Annotated in this window: 15 protein-coding genes; 5 read left to right on the top strand and 10 right to left on the bottom strand. The window is 71.6% G+C overall.

Translation table 11 applies throughout. The annotated features are described in order from the left end of the window. Positions 1-15: 15 nt before the first annotated feature. The 6 genes from ACTWQO_RS13735 to ACTWQO_RS13710 form a co-directional block, all read right to left on the bottom strand. Positions 16-828 carry an amidohydrolase family protein gene (locus ACTWQO_RS13735; RefSeq protein ID WP_443237564.1) on the bottom strand — a complete coding sequence of 271 codons (813 nt, stop codon included), beginning with the start codon at positions 826-828 and terminating at the stop codon, positions 16-18. A gap of 4 nt (positions 829-832) precedes the next feature. Next, positions 833-1,990 (bottom strand): XdhC family protein, encoded by a 1,158-nt coding sequence (locus ACTWQO_RS13730; RefSeq protein WP_443237563.1) that lies wholly within the window; start codon positions 1,988-1,990, stop codon positions 833-835. A gap of 37 nt (positions 1,991-2,027) precedes the next feature. Continuing rightward, on the bottom strand, positions 2,028-3,485 hold the full coding sequence (locus tag ACTWQO_RS13725; protein ID WP_443237562.1) for an NCS2 family permease: 1,458 nt from the start codon (positions 3,483-3,485) through the stop codon (positions 2,028-2,030). Between the two features lie 259 nt (positions 3,486-3,744). Beyond that, a complete protein-coding gene (locus ACTWQO_RS13720) occupies positions 3,745-6,141 on the bottom strand; it encodes a xanthine dehydrogenase family protein molybdopterin-binding subunit (RefSeq protein ID WP_443237561.1) in 2,397 nt (798 codons plus the stop codon). Between the two features lie 4 nt (positions 6,142-6,145). Then, positions 6,146-6,733, bottom strand: a complete 588-nt coding sequence (locus tag ACTWQO_RS13715; RefSeq protein ID WP_443237560.1) for a (2Fe-2S)-binding protein — start codon at positions 6,731-6,733, stop codon at positions 6,146-6,148. Then, positions 6,733-7,623 carry an FAD binding domain-containing protein gene (locus ACTWQO_RS13710; RefSeq protein ID WP_443237559.1) on the bottom strand — a complete coding sequence of 297 codons (891 nt, stop codon included), beginning with the start codon at positions 7,621-7,623 and terminating at the stop codon, positions 6,733-6,735. The genes ACTWQO_RS13715 and ACTWQO_RS13710 overlap by 1 nt, the downstream gene beginning before the upstream one ends. Before the next feature lie 377 nt (positions 7,624-8,000). Here ACTWQO_RS13710 and ACTWQO_RS13705 point away from each other — a divergent pair, with 377 nt between their 5' ends. Together ACTWQO_RS13705 and ACTWQO_RS13700 are read left to right on the top strand one after the other, a co-directional pair. Then, a complete protein-coding gene (locus tag ACTWQO_RS13705; RefSeq protein ID WP_443237558.1) occupies positions 8,001-9,674 on the top strand; it encodes a PucR family transcriptional regulator in 1,674 nt (557 codons plus the stop codon). Positions 9,675-9,818: 144 nt separating this feature from the next. Continuing rightward, positions 9,819-10,586 (top strand): hypothetical protein, encoded by a 768-nt coding sequence (locus ACTWQO_RS13700; protein WP_443237557.1) that lies wholly within the window; start codon positions 9,819-9,821, stop codon positions 10,584-10,586. 57 nt (positions 10,587-10,643) lie between these two features. On the opposite strand, the gene ACTWQO_RS13695 is transcribed toward ACTWQO_RS13700, so the two are convergent. Further along, positions 10,644-11,471, bottom strand: a complete 828-nt coding sequence (locus tag ACTWQO_RS13695) for a GntR family transcriptional regulator (RefSeq protein WP_443237556.1) — start codon at positions 11,469-11,471, stop codon at positions 10,644-10,646. A 166-nt stretch (positions 11,472-11,637) separates the two neighbouring features. On the opposite strand from ACTWQO_RS13695, the gene ACTWQO_RS13690 reads away from it, so the two are divergent. Both ACTWQO_RS13690 and ACTWQO_RS13685 read left to right on the top strand, forming a co-directional pair. Beyond that, on the top strand, positions 11,638-12,486 hold the full coding sequence (locus ACTWQO_RS13690; protein ID WP_443237555.1) for a (2Fe-2S)-binding protein: 849 nt from the start codon (positions 11,638-11,640) through the stop codon (positions 12,484-12,486). Positions 12,487-12,790: 304 nt separating this feature from the next. Further along, entirely contained in the window at positions 12,791-13,837 is a 1,047-nt protein-coding gene (locus ACTWQO_RS13685; protein WP_443237554.1) for a DUF2637 domain-containing protein, read from the top strand. Positions 13,838-13,894: 57 nt separating this feature from the next. Here ACTWQO_RS13685 and ACTWQO_RS13680 read toward each other — a convergent pair whose 3' ends face one another. After that, positions 13,895-14,371 (bottom strand): ATP-binding protein, encoded by a 477-nt coding sequence (locus ACTWQO_RS13680; protein WP_443237553.1) that lies wholly within the window; start codon positions 14,369-14,371, stop codon positions 13,895-13,897. 364 nt (positions 14,372-14,735) lie between these two features. Continuing rightward, positions 14,736-15,344, bottom strand: coding sequence for a hypothetical protein (locus tag ACTWQO_RS13675; protein ID WP_443237552.1), 609 nt, complete (start codon positions 15,342-15,344; stop codon positions 14,736-14,738). A gap of 216 nt (positions 15,345-15,560) precedes the next feature. Between ACTWQO_RS13675 and ACTWQO_RS13670 the strand changes: the two genes are divergently transcribed. After that, complete coding sequence (locus ACTWQO_RS13670; protein ID WP_443237551.1) at positions 15,561-16,895, top strand: helix-turn-helix domain-containing protein; 1,335 nt, start codon at positions 15,561-15,563, stop codon at positions 16,893-16,895. Between the two features lie 57 nt (positions 16,896-16,952). Here the strand turns inward: ACTWQO_RS13670 and ACTWQO_RS13665 are convergent. After that, a partial coding sequence (locus tag ACTWQO_RS13665) for a protein phosphatase 2C domain-containing protein (RefSeq protein WP_443237550.1) occupies positions 16,953-17,859 on the bottom strand: 907 nt, incomplete at its 5' end.

Here is a 17,859-nt window from a genome sequence, read left to right as displayed (position 1 = left end):
CGGGGATCCGCACTTTCAGAGCCTGAAGACGCGTCGCGCGTTGCCGGACAGGAACAGTTCGGTGGTCTCGTCGTCCAGGTTGAGCTCGGGGAGGTGTTCCAGCGCCCGACTCGGCGTGATCATCGGGTAGTTGGAGCCGAACAGCACCTTGCCGCGGCCCCGGCCGCGCAGGTAGGCGATCAGTTCGGGCGGGTAGCGGTGGGCAGTGTAGGCGCTGGTGTCGATGTAGACGTTGGCGTGTTTGTCGGCGACCGCGATCATCTCCGTGGTCCACGGGTAGCCGATGTGCCCGCACACGATGGTCAGTTCGGGGAAGTCGAGGGCGACCTGATCGACGTACGGAATGGGGCGGCCCGTCTCGGAGGGGCGCAGCGGGCCGGTGTGGCCGACCTGGGTGCAGAAGGGGATGCCGAGGTCGACGCAGGCGGCGTAGAGGGGGTAGTACAGCCGGTCGGTGGGCGGGAGTTGCCAGAGCCAGGGGACGATGCGCAGGGCGACGAAGCCGAGTTCCGTCACGGCTCGGCGCAGTTCGCGCACCGCCTCGACGGGGCGGGTGAGGTCCGCGCCGGCCACGCCGCGCAGTCTGCCGTCCGACTGGGCGACGAACTCGGCCACCTCGTCGTTGCTGATCAGCGGTCCCTGAGGGCCGTACCAGGCGGTGGCCAGGCCGATCTCGACGTCGGCGGCGGCCATCGCGGCCACCGTCGCCTTGACCGGCAGTGGCTCCTTGAGCCGCTCCATGCCCGTCCAGCGGCGCAGGGACTCGAACATCTCGTGGTTGGCGTGCCGGAGTGTCGGGTGCTGCATCCATACGTCGATGACGGGCATGCGGTCAGGCTACCGACCCGATCCGCCCCGTCGGCTCCGACGCCGACGTCACGTCGTGGTGGATCGGCGTGTGGGCGCCGGTGAGGGAGACGCCGCTGCCGCCGCGGCGGGCCGCGACGATCTCGGAGGCGATCGACAGGGCCGTCTCCTCGGGGGTACGGGCGCCGAGGTCGAGGCCGATCGGGGAGCGCAGCCGGGCCAACTCCAGCTCGGTCACGCCGACTTCGCGGAGGCGTTCGTTGCGGTCGAGGTGGGTGCGGCGGGAGCCCATCGCGCCGACGTAGGCGACCGGGAGCCGGAGCGCCAGCGTCAACAGGGGTACGTCGAACTTGGCGTCGTGGGTCAGGACGCACAGGACCGTGCGGCCGTCGACCTGCGTGCCCTCCAGGTACGTGTGCGGCCACTCGACGACGATCTCGTCGGCCTCGGGGAAGCGGGTCCGCGTGGCGAAGACGGGGCGGGCGTCGCACACCGTCACGTGGTAGCCCAGGAACTTGCCGATGCGGACCAGCGCCGACGCGAAGTCGATCGCGCCGAAGACGATCATCCGGGGCGGCGGGACCGAGGACTCCACCAGGACCGTGAGGGGGGCTCCGCAGCGCGAACCCTGCTCGCCGATCTCCAGGGTGCCGGTGCGGCCCGCGTCCAGGAAGGCGCGGGCCTCCTCGGCGACCGTGCGGTCCAGTTCGGGGTGGGCGCCGAAGCCGCCGTCGTACGGGCCCTCGGGGTGGATCAGCAGGGCCCGGCCCATCAGCTCCGGCGGGCCGGAGACGATCCGGGCCACCGCCGCCGCCTCCCCGCGCGCGGCGGCGGTGAGCGCGGACGCGAGCACCGGGCGGACGGGGTCGCCCGCCCGGACCGGGGTGACGAGGATGTCGATGATGCCGCCGCAGGTCAGGCCTACGGCGAAGGCGTCCTCGTCGCTGTAGCCGAAGCGTTCCAGGACCGACTCCCCGTCCTGCAGCGCCTGTTGGCACAGTTCGTACACCGCGCCCTCCACACAGCCGCCGGAGACCGAGCCGATCGCCGTGCCGTCGGCGTCCACCGCGAGGGCGGCGCCGGGCTGGCGGGGCGCGCTGCCGCCGACGGCCACCACGGTGGCCACGGCGAAGTCACGTCCCTGCTCGACCCACCGGTGCAGCTCTTCGGCGATGTCCAGCATCTCTCGGTCTCCTTACAGCGATTGTGTGGGGACGTGCCTAGTGCACGCCCATCCAGCTCTCTATGGGATTGAGGGCGAAGAAGACCAGGAAGATGCCTGTGAGGGCCCACATGAATGCCCCGATCTCCCGCGCCTTGCCCTGAGCGATCTTGATGGCGACGTACGAGATGACGCCGGCGGCGACACCGGCGGTGATCGAGTACGTGAACGGCATGATGACGACGGTCAGGAAGACCGGGATCGCGGTGGCCCGGTCCGCCCAGTCCACATGCCGCGCGTTCATCATCATCATGGCGCCGATCACCACCAGGGCCGCCGCCGCGACCTCGCCCGGCACGATCGCCGTGAGCGGGGTGAAGAAGAGGCAGGCCGCGAAGAACAGGCCGGTGACGACCGAGGACAGGCCCGTACGGGCTCCCTCGCCGACGCCCGTCGCCGACTCCACGAACACGGTCTGGCCCGAGGCGCCGGACACACCGCCGATCGCGCCGCCCGCGCCGTCGATGAACAGTGCCTTGGACAGGCCCGGCATCCGGCCCTTGTCGTCGGCCAGCTTGGCCTCGGTGCCGACGCCGATGATCGTCGCCATCGCGTCGAAGAACCCGGCGAGCACGAGCGTGAACACGATCATGCCGACCGTCATCGCGCCGACCTGCCCCCACCCGCCGAACTCGACATTGCCGAAGATCGAGAAGTCGGGCATGGAGACCGCGCCGCCGTGCAGTTCGGGTGCGCCGCTCGCCCACTGCTTCGGGTCGATGACATCAAGGGCGTTGAGGACGACGGCGAGAACGGTACCGCCGACGATGCCGATCAGGATCGCACCGGGGATGCCGCGCGCCTGGAGCATGAAGATCGCGAGCAGGGTGACCGCGAAGAGCAGCACCGGCCAGCCCGCCAGTTCACCGGCCGGGCCGAGGGTGACAGGGGTCCCTTCGCCCTGGTGCACGAAACCGGCCTTGAAGAAGCCGATCAGGGCGACGAACAGGCCGATGCCCATGGTGATCGCGTGCTTCAGCGCCAGCGGGATCGCGTTCATGATCATCTCGCGGAGGCCCGTGACGACCAGCAGCATGATGACCACGCCGTACATCACACACATGCCCATGGCCTGCGGCCACGTCATCTGCGGGGCGACCTGTGAGGCGAGGACGCCGGAGACGGAGAGGCCGGCGGCGAGGGCGAGCGGCACCTTGCCGAAGAAGCCCATCAGCAGCGTGGTGAAGGCCGCCGCGAACGCGGTCGCGGTGATGAGGGCCTGCTGGGCGAGCGTGTCCCCTGCCGCGTCCTTGCCGGACAGGATCAGGGGGTTGAGGAGGAGGATGTACGCCATCGCCATGAAGGTGGTGACGCCGCCGCGGACCTCTCGTGCGACGGTGGATCCTCGCTTGGATATGTGGAAGTACCGGTCGAGCCATGACCTGCCGGCCGGGATGCGGGTGCCTTCGCCCGCGTCTTCGGCTGTGGTCCTCGGCTCAAGTGACTGCTGGGTCATGTGGGCCTGCTCCCAAGGTTCATAGGGACACCCGTATGGGGAACCGCCGGGGCGGCGGCTACGGGATTTGGGAAGGTGCTTCGGCCGCACGACCCGGGGGACGGCCCGAGACGAACGATGCGTGTGCGTGGTGCTGGACTTGACCGGCGTCGGGGTGGGCGTGGGTGAGCCGTTGCCCGGCGTCGGGGTGCCGTCGCGCCCACCCGTGCCGCCCTGCGGCACGACTGCCCGCGACGGCAGCGGCGTGATGACGTGCCGCTTACGCCGTGCCCGTGAGGTGTTCCGGGCGTACCGGCGTTCTGTTCAGCTCCAGGCCCGTCGCGTTGCGGATTGCCGCGAGGACGGCTGGAGTTGAGGACAGTGTGGGGGCTTCGCCGACGCCGCGGAGTCCGTAGGGGGCGTGGTTGTCGGCGAGTTCGAGGACGTCGACCGGGATGGTCGGGGTGTCGAGGATGGTGGGGATCAGGTAGTCGGTGAAGGAGGGGTTCCTGACCTTGGCCGTCTTGGGGTCGACGATGATCTCTTCCATCACCGCGACGCCCAGGCCCTGTACCGTGCCGCCCTGGATCTGGCCGATCACGGACAGCGGGTTGAGGGCCTTGCCGACGTCCTGGGCGCAGGCCAGCTCGATGACCTTGACCAGGCCCAGCTCGGTGTCGACCTCGACGACGGCGCGGTGCGCGGCGAAGCTGTACTGGACGTGGCCGTTGCCCTGGCCGGTGCGCAGGTCGAAGGCCTCGGTGGGCCGGTGCCGCCACTCCTCCTCGACCTCGACGGTCTCGCCTTCGAGGACGTCCACCAGGTCGGCCAGTACCTCGCCGCCGTCGGTGACGACCTTGCCGCCCTCCAGGAGCAGCTCGGCGGTCGCCCAAGCCGGGTGGTACGTACCGAACTTGCGGCGGCCGATCTCCAGCACCTTCTCCCGGACCAGCTCGCACGCGTTCTTCACCGCGCCGCCCGTGACATACGTCTGGCGCGAGGCCGACGTCGAACCCGCCGAGCCCACCTGAGTGTCCGCCGGACGGATGGTCACCTGCGCGACGCCCAGCTCGGTGCGGGCGATCTGCGCGTGGACGGTGACGCCGCCCTGGCCGACCTCCGCCATGGCCGTATGCACGGTGGCCACCGGCGCACCACCGACGACCTCCATCCGCACCCGAGCGGTCGAGTAGTCGTCGAAGCCTTCGGAGAAGCCGACGTTCTTGATGCCGACGGCGTAGCCGACACCGCGTACGACGCCTTCACCGTGCGTGGTGTTGGACAGACCGCCGGGCAGCTGCCGTACGTCCGAGCCCTCGCTGCTCTCCCACTGGCGCTCCGGCGGCATCGGCATCGCCTTGACGCGGCGCAGGAGTTCGGCGACCGGCGCCGGGGAGTCGACCGGCTGGCCGGTCGGCATGATCGTGCCCTGCTCCATGGCGTTGAGCCGGCGGAGCTCCACCGGGTCCATGCCGAGCTTGGCGGCCAGCTTGTCCATCTGCGCCTCGTAGGCGAAGCACGCCTGGACCGCGCCGAAGCCGCGCATGGCGCCGCAGGGCGGGTTGTTGGTGTAGAGGGCGATCGCCTCGATGTCGACGTCGTCGACCACGTACGGACCGACGCTCAGCGACGCGGCGTTGCCGACGACCGCCGGGGAGGCCGACGCGTAGGCGCCGCCGTCCAGGACGATCCGGCACTTCAGGTGGGTGAGCCTGCCGTCCTTGGTCGCGCCGTGCTCGTAGTACAGCTTCGCCGGGTGACGGTGGACGTGCCCGAAGAAGGACTCGAAACGGTTGTAGACGATCTTGACGGGCTTGCCGGTGCGCAGCGCGAGCAGACAGGCGTGGATCTGCATCGACAGGTCCTCACGGCCGCCGAACGCGCCGCCGACACCGGACAGCGTCATACGGACCTTGCTCTCGGGCAGGCCGAGGACCGGGGCGATCTGCCGCAGGTCGCTGTGCAGCCACTGGGTGGCGATGTAGAGGTGGACGCCGCCGTCCTCGTCCGGGACCGCGAGGCCCGACTCGGGGCCGAGGAAGGCCTGGTCCTGCATGCCGAAGGTGTACTCGCCCTCCACGACGACGTCGGCCCGCTCCCGGGCCGCGGCGACGTCCCCTCGTACGATCGGCTGGCGGTGCACGATGTTCGGGTGCGGGACATGGCCGAAGTGGTGGTCGTCGCGGCCCTCGTGGACGAGGATCGCGTCCGGCCCGGTCGCGGACGCCTCGTCCGTGATGACCGGCAGCTCCCGGTACTCCACCTTGATCTTGGCGGCGGCGCGGCGCGCGGTCTCCGGGTGGTCGGCGGCGACGATCGCGACGGGCTCGCCGTGGTGGCGGACCTTGCCGTGGGCCAGGACAGGGGTGTCCTGGATCTCCAGGCCGTAGTTCTTCACGTCGGTCGGCAGGTCGTCGTACGTCATGACGGCGTACACGCCCGGCGTCGCGAGGGCCTCGCCCGTGTCGATGGACACGATCTCGGCGTGCGCGACCGTGGAGCGCAGGATCTGGCCCCAGAGCATGTCCTCGTGCCACATGTCGGACGAGTACGCGAACTCACCGGTGACCTTGAGGGTGCCGTCCGGGCGGAGTGTGGACTCGCCGATGCCGCCCTTGGTGTGGGAGCCCTGGGTGACCTTGGTGGGAGCGCCGATGGGAGCGCCGTTGGTGGGCATGGTGCTAGACCGCCTCTCCCTGCCGGGCAGCTGCCAGCCGGACCGCGTCCATGATCTTCTCGTAGCCGGTGCAGCGGCACAGGTTGCCCGACAGCGCCTCGCGGATGTCCGCGTCGGTCGGGTTCGGGTTGCTCTCCAGCATCTCGTCGGCGGCGACCAGCAGACCCGGCGTGCAGAAGCCGCACTGGACGGCGCCGGCGTCGATGAACGCCTGCTGGATCGGAGAGAGCGCTGCGCGCGGGGATGAGCCGGTGCCCTCGCCGGTCTGCGAGTCCGTGCCCTTGGCCTGCCATCCCTTGGCCTCGTCGAGCGAGGTGCCACAGGAGTCGCCGCAGGAACGCTGCTTGGCGTAGTCCGCCAGGCCCTCGACCGTGACGACCTCGCGGCCCTCCACCTGACCGGCGGCGACCAGGCAGGAACACACCGGCACACCGTCGAGGCGGACCGTGCACGAACCGCACTCGCCCTGCTCGCAGGCGTTCTTCGAACCCGGCAGGCCGAGCCGCTCACGCAGCACGTACAGCAGGGACTCGCCCTCCCACACGTCGTCGGCTTCCTGGGGACGGCCGTTGACAGTGAAGTTCACACGCATTACGCAGCTCCCTCGGTGATGCGGCGGGCGCCGCGGTACGACTCCCAGGTCCAGGTCAGCGTGCGGCGGGCCATGACGCCGACCGCGTGCCGGCGGTAGCTCGCGGTGCCCCGGACATCGTCGATCGGGTTGCAGGCGCCCGAGCACAGCTCCGCGAACTGCTTGGCGACCGACGGGGTGATGATCTTGCCGTTGTCCCAGAAGCCGCCCTCTTCGAGCGCCGCGTTCAGGAACTCCTCCGCCGCCTTCGCGCGGACCGGGGTGGGGGCGGCCGAGCCGATGCCGGTGCGGACGGTCCGCGTCTCGGGGTGCAGCGCGAGACCGAAGGCGCACACCGCGATGACCATGGCGTTGCGGGTGCCGACCTTGGAGTACTGCTGCGGGCCGTCGGCCTTCTTGATGTGTACGGCCCTGATCAGCTCGTCGGCGGCGAGCGCGTTGCGCTTCACGCCGGTGTAGAACTCGTCGATCGGGATGAGACGGGAGCCGCGCACCGACTCGACCTCGACCTCGGCGCCGGCCGCGAGGAGCGCGGGGTGGGCGTCGCCGGCCGGGGAGGCGGTGCCGAGGTTGCCGCCGACGCCGCCGCGGTTGCGGATCTGCGGAGAGGCGACGGTGTGCGAGGCGAGGGCCAGACCCGGCAGCTCGGGACGCAGATGTTCCATGATCTTGGCGTACGGGACGGAGGCACCGAGCCGCACGGTGTCCTCGCCGGCCTCCCACTCGGAGAGTTCGCCGATGCGGTTCAGGTCGAGCAGGTACTCGGGCCGGCGGTGGTCGAAGTTGATCTCGACCATCACATCGGTGCCACCCGCAATCGGCACAGCGGTGGGGTGCTCGGCCTTCGCGGCGAGCGCCTCCTCCCAGCTGGCGGGGCGAAGGAAGTCCATGACCGGCTCTCTTCTTCGTCTCGTGGGTCGTACTGATCGAGCCAGATCGGGTGCGGCGGGACTGGCTCGTTCATGTTCTGTTAACGCGGATTGAAGTCAGTACACAGTGCGGTGCGTCTCATCGGTCAGTCACGGAAACCATGAAGGAGTTGGCTGGCCAGCGAGGTCATCTTGTAGATTCGTATGAATGGAGGTCACCGGTAACCTCCTCGTTTTTCCGTGGAAACGTCAGTCACAGCCCTTGTGACCTGGGACACCTCCGGAAGCAGGCGAGCACCGCGCACAGCGGCGCTCACCGGCCCGCCGATCTGGCCGCGGCCACCATGACCCATCAAGATTCATCGTAGATTTCGAGACAAAGAACGGCGGCGACGAGAATGCGGCTGCGCGCACTGCTGGACACCGACGCGCTGGGCCTCAGGCTGCTCGGCGGCGAGGACGAGCTGGACCGCACCGTCCGCGGCGTGATGACCACCGACCTCAGGGACCCCAGCCGCTATCTCTCGGGCGGGGAGCTGGTGCTCACGGGCCTGGCCTGGCGCCGGGACGCCGAGGACTCCGAGCCGTTCGTACGGATCCTGGTGGCGGCCGGCGTGGCCGCGCTCGCCGCCGGTGAGGCCGAGCTCGGGGACATCCCGGACGATCTGGTGGTCGCCTGTGCCAAGCACCGGCTGCCGCTGTTCGCGGTCCACGAGTCGGTGGCGTTCGCGACGATCACCGAGCATGTCGTACGGCAGGTCTCGGGCGAGCGCGCCGGGGACCTCGCGGCGGTGGTCGACCGGCACCGGCGGATGATGACCTCGGGCCCCGCGGGCGGCGGGCCGGACGTGGTCCTCGACCTCCTCGGCTCCGACCTCGACCTGAGCGCCTGGGTGCTGTCGCCGACCGGGCGGCTCATCGCGGGCCCGAAGGTGGGCGGGCCCGAGCTGCCCACCGACATGTGCGCGCAGTTGGCGGCCGAGCATCTGGCGGCCGCCCGCACCGGACGGCGGGGCCCGCACCGGGTGACGCTGGGCGCCGCGCCGTACGCGCTCTTCCCGATCCGCAGCAGCGGCCGCTCCCCGCAGGGCGCCCGGGACGTGCGGGAGACGGTGCTGTCGGACTGGCTGCTGGCCGTCGCGGCGGACGCCGGGGACTGGCCCGAGGAACGGCTCGACCTGCTCCAGGGCGTCACCCAGCTGATCGCGGTCGAGCGGGACCGGCGGGACGCCGCCCGTACGGTGCGCAGACGGCTCGCGCAGGAGGTGCTGGAGCTGGTGCAGACCGGTGCCGCGCCCGCCGAGATCGCCGCCCGGCTGCGGGTGGCCGCGCCGGTGCTGCTGCCCGGGCTCGGTGCCGCGCCGCACTGGCAGGTGGTCGTGGCCCGGGTGGAGTGGGACGGCGGGGACATCGAGGGCGGGCCGGTCGCCCAGTCGCTGCTGGAGGAGATCCTCGTCGACCCGCTGTCGACGGGACCGGAGCCCTCCGACCGTATCGCCGTCGCCCACACCGGCGACGAGGCGATCGCCCTCGTACCCCTCCCGGCGGTGTCGACCGAGCACGACGGCTCCGAGTCGGGGATCCACGCCGACGCGCTCCTGGAGTCCGTGCGGGATCCCCTGGCGGCCGGGCTGGACGAGGACGGGCGGGTCACGCTCGGCGTCAGCGCGGCCGTGCACTCGGCGGAGGGGCTGCGCGGGGCGCTGGAGGAGGCCCGGCACGCACGGCGGGTGGCGGCGGCCCGGCCCGGCCGGGTGTGCGCGGCGGGCCACCAGGAGCTGGCCTCGCACGTCCTGCTGCTGCCCTTCGTCCCGGACGACGTGCGGCGTGCCTTCACGGCCCGGCTCCTCGACCCACTCCGGGACTACGACCGCCGGCACCGCGCCGAGCTGATCCCCACCCTGGAGGCCTTCCTCGACTGCGACGGCTCCTGGACGCGCTGCGCCAACCGCCTGCACCTGCACGTCAACACGCTGCGCTACCGCGTCGGCAGAATCGAGCAATTGACGAGCCGTGACCTGTCCCGCCTGGAGGACAAGCTCGATTTCTTCCTGGCGTTGCGCATGAGTTGAGGCGACCAGAGTGGCCGCGCGAGTTTAGCGCAAGTGAAAACTTTCACACTCCCTCTTGGCCAGGGCCGACGATTCGTGCTGAGATGCCGCCACCACTCATAGCTCGACGGCGCGCTCGGGGAGGGCAATGTGGCGCATACCGCCATGTCTGGTTTCGGAACGACCCCTGGTGACGATCCCCTCCAGACCGCGGTATGGCGGCTGCGCTCCCGCGCGTGCTGGGCGGACGCGGCGGCCCTGCTCCGGCCCGACACCCCGGCCTCCGCGTTGCAGCGGGCCGCGCTGCTGGTCGAACGGTGTCTGCACACCGAGCAGGGCTGGGAGGAGGCCGAGGACGGGCTGCGTACGGCCGAGGCGCTGGCCCACAGCGACGAGGAGCGGGGCGCGGCCGCTTGTGAACGCGGGCAACTTGCCTATGCCGCCACGCTGCACACGGTCCGGGACCGGGCGGACGAGGCACGGGCCGCGCTGGGCCGGGCGACGGCGCTGATCCCGCCGGGGGCGCCGGGCCGCGCGCTGCTGGACTTCCGCCGGGGCCTGCTGGCCGAGAACCTGACCCTCTCCCCGCAGGCGGCGCGCGCCGCGTACCGCCGGGCCCATGCGGGCGCCACGGCCCACTCCGACCCTCTCCTGCTGTCGTTCACCTGGCGCCATCTGGCCGGACTCGCCCTGCGGGACGGCGAGTTGGCGGAGGCGCGGCACGGCTTCACCGAATCCCTGCGCATCCGGGAGGAGTTGGGCTACCTCGTGGGTACGGCGCCGGCGCTGGTGTCCCTGGCCGACGCGGAGGTGGAGCCGGAGGCGTCACGCCTGCGGGAGGAGGCCCGCCGGTTGTTCCGGCTGCTGGGGGGCGTACCGACGTGGCTGGCACGGGAGTTGGCGCCCCCTGCGCCACCGGCGGCGACGGCCTGAGCGGGGTCACGGGCTGAGCGGGGGCGGGCTGCTGACCAGGGCCCGCGCCGCGTGCGCTCAGCTCGCCCCCGCGAAGTGCTCCCCCACCAGCGCCCGCACCCCGTCCAGGTCCCGTGAGATCAACGCGTCCAGCAGCGCCGTGTGCTGCGCCGCGTCCGCGAGCAGCTCCGCGCGCCCGCGTCCGGCAGGGCCGCCCACCAAGGGCCACTGGGCCCGGCGGTGGAGGTCCTCGGCGAGGTGCACGAGCTGCTCGTTGCCGGACAGGGTGAGCAGCCCGCGGTGAAAGGCCCGGTCCGACTCGGCGTACGTCACCCGGCAGCCGGTGCCGGCCGCCCGTACCGTCGCCTCGGCGAGGGGACGCAGATCCGCCCAGCGTTCCACCGGCACCGTCCGCGCCAGTCGCAGCATCACCGGTACCTCGATCAGGGACCGGACCTCGGCCAGCTCGGCCAGCTCGCGGGCGCCGCGCTCGATGACGCGGAAGCCACGGTTCGGCACGACCTCGACGGCGCCCTCCAGGGCCAGTTGCTGCATCGCCTCCCGCACGGGCGTCGCCGAGACCCCGAAGCGGTCGCCGAGCGCGGGCGCCGAGTACAGCTCGCCCGGGGTCAGTTCGCCCGAGACCAGCGCGGCGCGCAGGGCGTCGAGGATCTGCCCGCGCACGGAGGACCGCTGGACGGTGGGGCGAGGACGCGGAATCGGCGTCTCGCTGTGGGTGTGCTCACCCCGGACGCCCCCGGCGCCCGGCCCGGGCGCGGCTGCCGCGTCCCGCTGCCGGTCCACGTCGGCCGCCCGCGGCTGGGGCGGCACCCGCGGTCCGCCGGCCGGCATCCGCGCCCGCTCCGGATGCCCCGTCTCCGTGGAGCCCTGCGCGCTCTGCCTCACGGGGTCCTCCTCCGGCCTTGTCGGTACTTGGGGTCATTACTGCGGGTTGTTACTCGTCCGTCAAGCACCATAGGGCCAGAAGCGGCCGGTTCACATCTCAATGATGTTGGGTAAGGTAAGGCTTACCTCCAGCCAGCCCGCAGACACACCAGATCGGCGGTCCCGTATGCCCGTGCCCCGCTCGGCCCTCGCGGACGCCTACACGCGTCTGGCCGGGGTCCTCCCGGGGCTGCCGATCACACAGCTCGGCGCCGGGGAGCAGATCCCCCGGGACGGCGGCTGGATCGCCGCCGACGCGCTCGCGGAGGGTGGAGCCGGGCTGGATGCGTTCCTGGCCTGGGACGACGCCCAGGTCCTGCGGGACTACGGACAGCGAGCGCGACCGGATGTCGTCGCCAGCTTCGGTCTGCACCGGTACGCCTGGCCGGCCTGTCTGCTGATCACCGTGCCGTGGTTCCTGAGCCGCCGGGTGCCCCGCTTCCACGTGACGGACGTCTCGTACGACCGGACGGTCCCGGACCTGGACATCGGCCGCCTGGCCGTCCGCGCCCACAGCTTCGCCTGTCTGCCCGGCGACCCCGCCGCCACCCTGCCCGGCGCCCGTGTCGTCGCCGACGAGGAGGCACTGCGCGGCGAGGTGCGGGAGGCCGTCGCCGAGCATCTGGAACCCGTGCTCGCGGCGTTCGGTCCGCGCATGCGGCGGCGCGGACGGGCGCTGTGGGGCATGGCGACCGACGAGGTCGTCGAGGGGCTCTGGTACGTCGCCGAAGTGCTCGGCGAGCAGGAGCGGGCGAGGCGGGAGCTGGAGCTGCTGCTGCCGGGGGCGACCAAGCCGTACGTCGGCTCCGCCGCCTTCCGTGAACTGACCGGGCCGGGCGGCGAGCCGCTGCCCACCCGGGACCGGGCGAGCTGCTGCATGTTCTACACGCTGGACCCCGAGGACGCCTGCGCCACCTGCCCGCGCACCTGCGACGCGGACCGCGTCGTCAAGCTCCTGGCCGACGCGGCCAGTTGAGGACCCCTCGGACAGCCACACCCCCGCACACCCCGTAAGATCAACTGCGGCTCGGCAGCCCCAGGGTTACAGGCGATTCACAATTTCCTCACTTCTCGCGGGAACTTTCCGTCGAACCATCCGTACGGGTAGTCTTATTCGAACTCAACTCCCGCCCCTCAAGCGGCAGTTCGAGCAGAACGTCGCCCTGGGCATCCCCTTGCACTTCCTTGGCGGCCTCTTGCCCCGAAACCCCCTGAGGGGCGGTGGAATTGGGCCACCATGGCGGGCGTTACACGCCCTATCCCAATGCAAGGGACCCCAGATGAGACTGACCGACATATCGCTGAACTGGCTGCTTCCGGGCGCCGTACTGCTCCTGGGCATGCTGGCGGCGGTAGCGGTGCTCGCGCGCGGCAAGCGCTCCTCGGGGAAGGATGCGAGCGCGGACGATTCGTGGGAGCGATCCGAGGAGCGCCGCAGGCGCAAGGAGGCCATCTACGGCACCGCCTCCTACGTCCTGCTGTTCTGCTGCGCGGCGGTCGCCGCCGCCCTCTCCTTCCACGGCCTGGTCGGCTTCGGCCAGCAGAACCTGAACCTGTCCGGCGGCTGGGAGTACCTGGTCCCGTTCGGCCTGGACGGCGCGGCCATGTTCTGCTCGGTGCTCGCGGTGCGCGAGGCCAGCCATGGTGAGGCGGCGCTCGGCTCCCGGATACTCGTGTGGACGTTCGCCGGTGCCGCGGCCTGGTTCAACTGGGTGCACGCGCCCAGGGGTCTGGGCCATGACGGTGCCCCCCAGTTCTTCGCCGGCATGTCGCTGTCGGCGGCCGTCCTCTTCGACCGGGCGCTGAAGCAGACCCGCAAGGCCGCGCTGCGCGAGCAGGGCCTGGTGCCGCGCCCGCTGCCGCAGATCCGTATCGTCCGCTGGCTGCGGGCGCCCCGCGAGACCTACAAGGCCTGGTCGCTGATGCTGCTGGAAGGCGTACGCAGCCTGGACGAGGCCGTCGACGAGGTGCGCGAGGACAAGCGGCAGAAGGAAGCGGCCCGACTGCGCCGGCGCGAGCAGGAGCGGGTCGAGCGGGCCCAGCTCAAGGCGATCAGCCGGGGTCACCGCGGCTTCGTCGGACGCGGCCCCGGACGGCCGATGGAGGTGCCGGCCATGGAGCGCGGCACCGACCGAGTCACCGCGGAGCCTGCCATATCCACCCCGGAGCAGCTGCCGCCCGTGCGCTCACGGCCCTCCCTGCAGCCCGTCCGCCAGAGCTCTGACCCGATCACCGTGGACCTCACCGCGGAGGACGACACGATGGCGCTGCCGCGCCTCGACTCCCTGGAGCGCAAGCTCAAGGACCTGGAGCAGCAGTTCGGCTAGGAACGGACGCACTCGACGTGAGGGGGTACGGCCCGGGGCCGTACCCCCTTTCGCCGGTCACACGGCCCCCGGGTCGAGTTCGAACCACACCGCCTTCCCCACCCCGTGCGGCCGTACGCCCCAGGCGTCCGCGAGGGACTGCACCAGGACCAGGCCCCTGCCGTGCGTACCGTCGTCGGCGTTCGGTACGCACAGCCTGGGCCTGCGGGCGACGAAGTCCCGTACTTCCACCCGCAGTCCACGGGGTCCCACGACGGCCGTCAGGACCGCGTCGTTGTCCGTGTGGACGATGGCGTTGGTGACGAGTTCGCTGGTGAGCAGTTCCGCTATCTCGGACCGCCCGGGCTTGCCCCAGTGCCGTAACAGCTCGCGCAGTGCCCTGCGTGCCTCCGGGACCGCCGTGAGGTCCGCGCGTCCGAGTCTGCGCCGCAACTGCGGCGGCTGCGCCGTGGCGCCGTCGGCCTCTTCCTCCACTGTGTGAGCCGAGAAGGCCCCGATCGCCGTGGGACCGCCTCCTCGTGCCTGCCTCTTCATGACCCCCGCCTGCGTGCCGATGTCGGTTCCCCTCCTGCCTCGAACACGTTCACGGGGATCCATGCCCGTTGGCTCACTCGACAGTCATGTGGAATCGTCAACGACGGGCTGTTCGGCCATGCGTACGACAGCGTCCGCGCTGTCGATGAACCCTGGTGGAGGCCGCCTTGGGGCAGGCCGGATCGTCCTTCGTACGCCGCACGCCGTACGGGGACACGGCTGCAGGGGATCGGCCCAACTGCCCATGGCGCGCTGCCGATCCCGCCGTACGCGACGAAGCCGTGGGGCAGTTGGGTCCGACCGGTTCCCCCGGCCCGTGAAGCTGGCCTGAAATCGCCGCCGTCGGGCGTTGTTCAGTGGAGGTTCAGTGGAGCTTGGCGACAGCCGTGGTGGTCGTCTTCTTGAAGGCGCTCACCGGCGCGTCGTCGAAGTCGCCCAGCTGCGACCACTCCACGACGGTGACGGTGCGTCCGTCCCGGCCGACCGACAGGAGGTGGATGTCCGTCGCGCCCCAGGAGGCGGCGGTGTGCAGGCCGTGCACGCGGGCGCCCTCCTCGACGGGCAGGGTGCCGTAGTTCTTGTGCGTGGCCTCGATCTCCGGGTCCCGCTGCTCGATGCGGGCGGGGCAGGTCCGTATCTCCTTGTTGAGGCGGGTGGCGAGGGCCCTGGCCTTGGTGGGCGTGCCCGTGACGATCGTCAACTGGCGGGCGTTGGTGTCCAGTTCGGTGTGGAACTCACGGTAGCGGGAGTCGTAACCCGGCAGCGCGTCCGCCAGGCACTGCAGCAGTTCCTCCGGGACGCCGTCGGTGATCTCGCCGGCGGTCCAGGACGACGACGGGTGCGGCGGCAGGTCGGCCGCCGAGAGGAACCCCGTGCGGGGTGTCGCGCCGGCCGGTGCGGTGAGTACGGAACCGAGCGTGAGGCCCGTGAGGGCGAGTAGGGTGAGCGCGCCTGCGTGGGTCTGCTTGGGCATGGGTGTCCCCGTGGTGAGTGCGTGAATGACAAGAGCCGCCGCGACTCCGGGTGGTCGGCCCGGTCCTGGTCGGTGCGGCACCCAGAGCATCAGCGGTCACGGTGGGCGGACGCAACCGCCGACGCACCATCGGCGACGGTGGAACCGTCCCAGCCCGTCCGACGTGCAGATACAGGGGGTGCCTGGGATGGCGTCCCGGGAGGGGATACGGGGGAAATGGTGCCGGAAGAGGACGACGTCGCCCGGTTCGCGGCGCTGCTGAGGCAGCTCAAGGACCGTACGGACCGCAGTTACGGCGCGCTGGCCCGCCGCCTGCACATGAACACCTCGACCTTGCACCGCTACTGCGCGGGCGAAGCGGTCCCTCTCGACTTCGCCCCCGTGGAACGCTTCGCCGCGCTGTGCGGGGCGTCCGCGGAGGAGCGGTTGGAGCTGCACCGGCTGTGGCTGGCGGCGGTGGCGACGCGACAGCGGCCGGCCGGGAAGCCGGAGATGACGCAGGCGCCGGCCGGTGCCGCGGGAGCCGCAGTGGCCGCTGCTACGGGAGCCGCGGCAGCCGGAGCTTCGAATGCCGCCCCCGCTTCCCGCGCCACCCCCTGGTACCGCCGACGCCGCCTCACCGTCACCACGGCTGCCGTGGCCGCCGTGCTGCTGGCCACGCTGGGCACCCTGTCCGCGCTGCCGGACGGGAGCTCCTCGGTGGAGGCCGATGGCCGGCTCGCCGACCCCACCCGTACGACGACGTCCGGCGCACCGAAGAGCGCCTCGCCCAAGTCGGCCAGCCCCTCCTCCTCCGGATCCGCCACACCGTCACCGTCGGTCAGTGGCAAGGCGGCCACCTCGGCGCCGCCCACCGGCGGCGGTGGCGCGGCCTCCGGCAACGGGCCGTCCGGCGGCAGCTCCTCCGGTGGTGAGGAGACGCCGACCGGGACGGCCGCCGTTCCGCTCACCTGGACCGCCAACTCCCATGAGTGGGCGCTCGGCTGCAGTCATGACTACGTCATCGACAAGCCGCCGCAGCAGGTCCCTCCGCCGCCGGCGCCGCAGGACGCCGCGAACTGGGCCAGGGCGCTGGGGGCGGTGCACGGGCGGGAGCAGTTGGTGGAGATCTCCGTGCAGGGGCGCTCCAGCACGGCCGTGGTGCTGGAGGCGCTCCGCGTCCGGGTGGTGGGCCGCGGCGAGCCGGTCGCCGGGAAGGCGTACTCCATGGACCAGGGCTGCGGCGGAGCGCTGTCGCCGCGCTACTTCGCCGTCGACCTGGACATCAACCGGCCCATCGCCCGCCCGGTCGACGGCGGCGACGAGAACGGCCCGATCCCGGCGGTGCGCATGCCCTACCGGGTCTCCTCCGAGGACCCGGAGGTGCTGCTGGTCACCGCGACGACCAAGACCTGCGACTGCCGCTGGTTCCTGGAGCTCGACTGGTCCTCCCAAGGGCGCTCCGGAACGGTCCGTATCGACGACCACGGCCGCCCGTTCCGCACCAGCAGCATCGAGGGCCTGTCCCGGTACTCGTACTACCAGCTCCAGTGGAGCCCCTGGACCGAGTGAGCAACACCCTTACGGGCGCGGTGCGTTGGGGTCACGCGTTGGGGTCACGAGTTGGCGTCAAGCCTCCCAAACGGCGGCAGCCGTGCGGTCGTCGGCGTATCCCTTGACCCGGGTCTGGGTGTCGGCGAGGAACGCGGCGAGGCCGGGCGGGGTGGGGCCCGACCAGCGGCCGGTCAGGTACTTGCACAGTTCCGGTTCGCCGCGCAGGGGTTCGGCCAGGCCGCCCGTGCACATCAGGAGCGTGTCACCCGGGCGCGCGACGGAGGCGCGGAAGCGGAAGGGTTCGCGGGGCGGCTCGGGGGCGGGTTCATACGGGCTCGGGGGCGTCGGGATGCCCAGGTCCATGGTGAGCCGGTCGCCCTCGGGCGTCTCGTGCGGGAGCGAACCGAAGCCGACGACGGGCTCGCCCGCGATGTCGCCGACCGACGGCTCGATGTCGTGCCACTCGCCGTCCCTGAGCCGGAACAGTCCGCCCGCGCCGACGCCGAAGAACACACGGGTACGGCACTCGGGGTCGGCGGGCAGCAGCAGACAGCGCAGGGTGGCCGCGTACTCCTCCGGGTCGATGCCCTGCTCGGCCGCGCTGGCGCGGAGCTTGCCGAGACTGCGGTCGGTGAGCCGGTGCAGCCCCGACTTCAGATCGCCTCGCCGGGCCGCCAGGATGTCCTCGCTGAGCCGGGCATGACTGCGGCCCACGGCCCGCCCGATCCAGTGACAGGCCTCGGCCGCCGCCCGGTGCGCGCCCGTTGTCGCGCATGCCCCGTTCGCCATCGCCACGAGGATCAGCGCCTGCTCACCGCTGCCGAACCGCGCGGTGAGCAACGAGTCGCGACGCGGCTCACCCCGGTACCGCGCGGAGTCCCCACGCACCGACACAGCCCGCAACGAACAGGCCCCGTAGTGCGCTCCGTCGAGCACGGTGTCGGCAACCAGGTCGTCGAGTTCGTCCGGGTCGGCGGGAGGC

It is taken from the genome of Streptomyces sp. 4N124, assembly GCF_052245395.1.
GTDB lineage: Bacteria > Actinomycetota > Actinomycetes > Streptomycetales > Streptomycetaceae > Streptomyces.
The sequence above is the reverse complement of the archived record's forward strand: the minus strand, read 5'-3'. Positions and strand labels throughout refer to the sequence as shown.